This is a genomic window from Anaerovibrio sp., assembly GCF_024697385.1.
Lineage (GTDB): Bacteria > Bacillota > Negativicutes > Selenomonadales > Selenomonadaceae > Anaerovibrio.
In genome coordinates this window covers 1-2,348 of the sequence record NZ_JAILFV010000085.1, presented here as the reverse complement: position 1 = coordinate 2,348, position 2,348 = coordinate 1, and the positions used below count along the sequence as shown (strand labels likewise).

Annotated in this window: 4 protein-coding genes and 1 pseudogene; all 5 read right to left on the bottom strand. The window is 44.8% G+C overall.

The annotated features are described in order from the left end of the window. Positions 1-307: pseudogene (locus K6C05_RS04495) on the bottom strand (N-acetylmuramoyl-L-alanine amidase); the annotation flags it as partial. Next, positions 295-471 (bottom strand): hypothetical protein, encoded by a 177-nt coding sequence (locus K6C05_RS04490; RefSeq protein WP_296731762.1) that lies wholly within the window; start codon positions 469-471, stop codon positions 295-297. The pseudogene K6C05_RS04495 and the gene K6C05_RS04490, both read right to left, overlap by 13 nt. Continuing rightward, positions 468-662, bottom strand: coding sequence for a hypothetical protein (locus K6C05_RS04485; RefSeq protein ID WP_296731759.1), 195 nt, complete (start codon positions 660-662; stop codon positions 468-470). Before K6C05_RS04485 ends, K6C05_RS04490 begins: the two co-directional genes overlap by 4 nt. Continuing rightward, positions 659-883, bottom strand: a complete 225-nt coding sequence (locus tag K6C05_RS04480; RefSeq protein WP_296731757.1) for a hypothetical protein — start codon at positions 881-883, stop codon at positions 659-661. Before K6C05_RS04480 ends, K6C05_RS04485 begins: the two co-directional genes overlap by 4 nt. Positions 884-893: 10 nt before the next feature. Continuing rightward, positions 894-2,348 (bottom strand): hypothetical protein (locus tag K6C05_RS04475; protein WP_296731754.1); only part of this gene is annotated, 1,455 nt, incomplete at its 5' end.

The window sequence follows — 2,348 nt, the reverse complement described above, 5'->3', positions numbered from 1 at the left end:
GGGTAGGTGGCTCGTCACCCAGATCACGGGTGGTGGCCCCCACAGCACATGCCAAAGTGATACCTACGGCTCCGGTATTGCGCTTCCATGTATGGGACAATACCTCGTCAAGGTCATGCTCATTGTAGATGGACCCGTCCTTATCAATGGAAAGGTGGTACTCATCAGTGTACATCTGACCATAGTGACCTGCTGTCCAGTGCAAATAAATTTTAGGCTCTCTGCCTACCGCCTGAGCCTGAGCCCAGATACTCTCCCGCGCATCGGTGGCCATCTGGGAAACCTCTGCCAAAGTTACTTTTCGCATTTCTTATCCTTCCTTTCATTATGAATTGGAAAAGGCGACTCTGCCTGGAGCCGCCCCTCAATCTGTTTAATGATTTCGTTGTCGATTAAGTGAAATTCTTTTGCCATTGCTATGAATTCCGCTGTTTTTTCGGCCACTAACGGCCAATGTAAACTGTCAATCATTTCCTTGTGTCCTTTTTGTGAGCTGCACTGCCGGCAACATTGCCGCCAATGTAACCTATCAAGCCGGAAGCTATACACATGGAAAGTTGTTCAGTCCCTCCGGTAAAAAGAGAAATAATTAAAGCTGCCACCAGCCCGATTGCCACGATGGTCTGAGTCAAATCAATTTTATAAAGTAATTTTAAAATCATAGTTTTGCCTCCAGATTTGCGATTTTTTCCTCTGCTATGCTCAGACGGATGTCAATTTTTGTCCTGCACTCAGCTTCGGCTTTTAAGTCCTGTTGAAGCATGGTAATTAAGTTTTTCAAGTCCTCAATCGCTTGAGAAAGCGGCTGGATTATCAGCCTGTGAAAAAAACCAAAAAGCGTAACGAAAAGGATTAACATCCCACCTGTAAAAACAATGTCCATTTCGCACCCCCTAAATTTTCCCGATAGTCCACACCCTTATGCGACAAGGCAGTTTTGTCTGGCCGGTTCCTTCAGCCCTTCCAAAAGGGTCACCTTGGTGCGACGAAGAATTAAATATAATCTTTGAAGAACCAGTTTGAACAACGATTTTATCATTGTCTAGCTGGTTTGCACTTACGCCGGAACCATAATCGCTAGGTGTTACAAATTGACCGACGACGCCCCAGTGGCCGTTATACTTAAGCTCCGGAGCGCACATCACATAGTACCCAGGGAAAGGGTTGTCCATGACAAAACGCTGATTTATAGTCACTTCAGCTGGCGCATTAGCGGTGCCTCCGTTTGGGTAAATGTAAGTGAATTTTGTACCCCCGCCAGCAGCATCAAGCCCGTCAAGTTTCTTCTTATCGGCAGCACTCATAAAACCCGCTGCGCTCTGTGTGGCTGCGGAATGAGAATGTGAAGAATCTGCTTTGGCGTTTAGCTTCGTATTAACCTCACTCTCCGTATAGTACCTATCATCATGAGTATGTGACGATGCTGCCTTACCTGCCAAGGCAGAATTCACTACTTTATTTTGAACGGCGTTGGTACTTGTGGATGATAAAGAAGAATCCACTGTTGCATGAGAAGTAAGATACTGTGAGTGAGTGTGGGAGGAATTTGCCTTACCGCTTAACTTGTTATCAACTTCACTCTCTGTATAGTACCTGTCATCGTGGGTATGGCTGGACGGGGTAAAGGTACTTGGTTTATTTGATATGCCGGCCCACGGGGTTACATCTGCTGCTGAAGCATGACCTACGGACATATTAGCGTAAGTACCATTTGGGACGGCATACCCAGAAAGCTTATTTTCAACTTCAGTCGAGGTATAGTAATTTTTCAGGTACTCAGAAATGTAGGCCATCCCGCCCATCTCATCCCAGGCGGTACCATCCCATGCGTAATTTACGCCAGTATCCAGAACATTGTAGAAGTCGCCAATCTTGTTATAAAGACTAGGGAGTTGTGCGGCTGTTTCTACGGAACCTTTATATACCATAGCACTTGTTAGTTTGTTATTTATATCTGTTTTAGTATAAGCATCTGTAATTCCATACCCTTCAAGTGTTGTGGCTTTATCCGCTTTACCACTTACATCTTGATGTTCCGTGAGATACTGGCTGTGGCTGTGCGTAGCGGGATTGAATTCGGTAGGAATATTGGCCAAGTCAGTATAACTGCCGGTTCGGGCAACTGTTTTTATTTCAGCATTATCAACTTTACTATTCAGAATAGCCCTTAATACCTTATCATTAGACAACATCTGCCTGATGATAAGATTGAAAACAGCAGCTATTGCCGGATCATTAGAAATCAGTTGTGGAAAATCCTCCGAATAAGGAAAATCATTTCCTATTGACTCGACCGGTCTTTCCATACCATTTACGCTCCCAGGTAACACCGCTGCGATTATTGCATT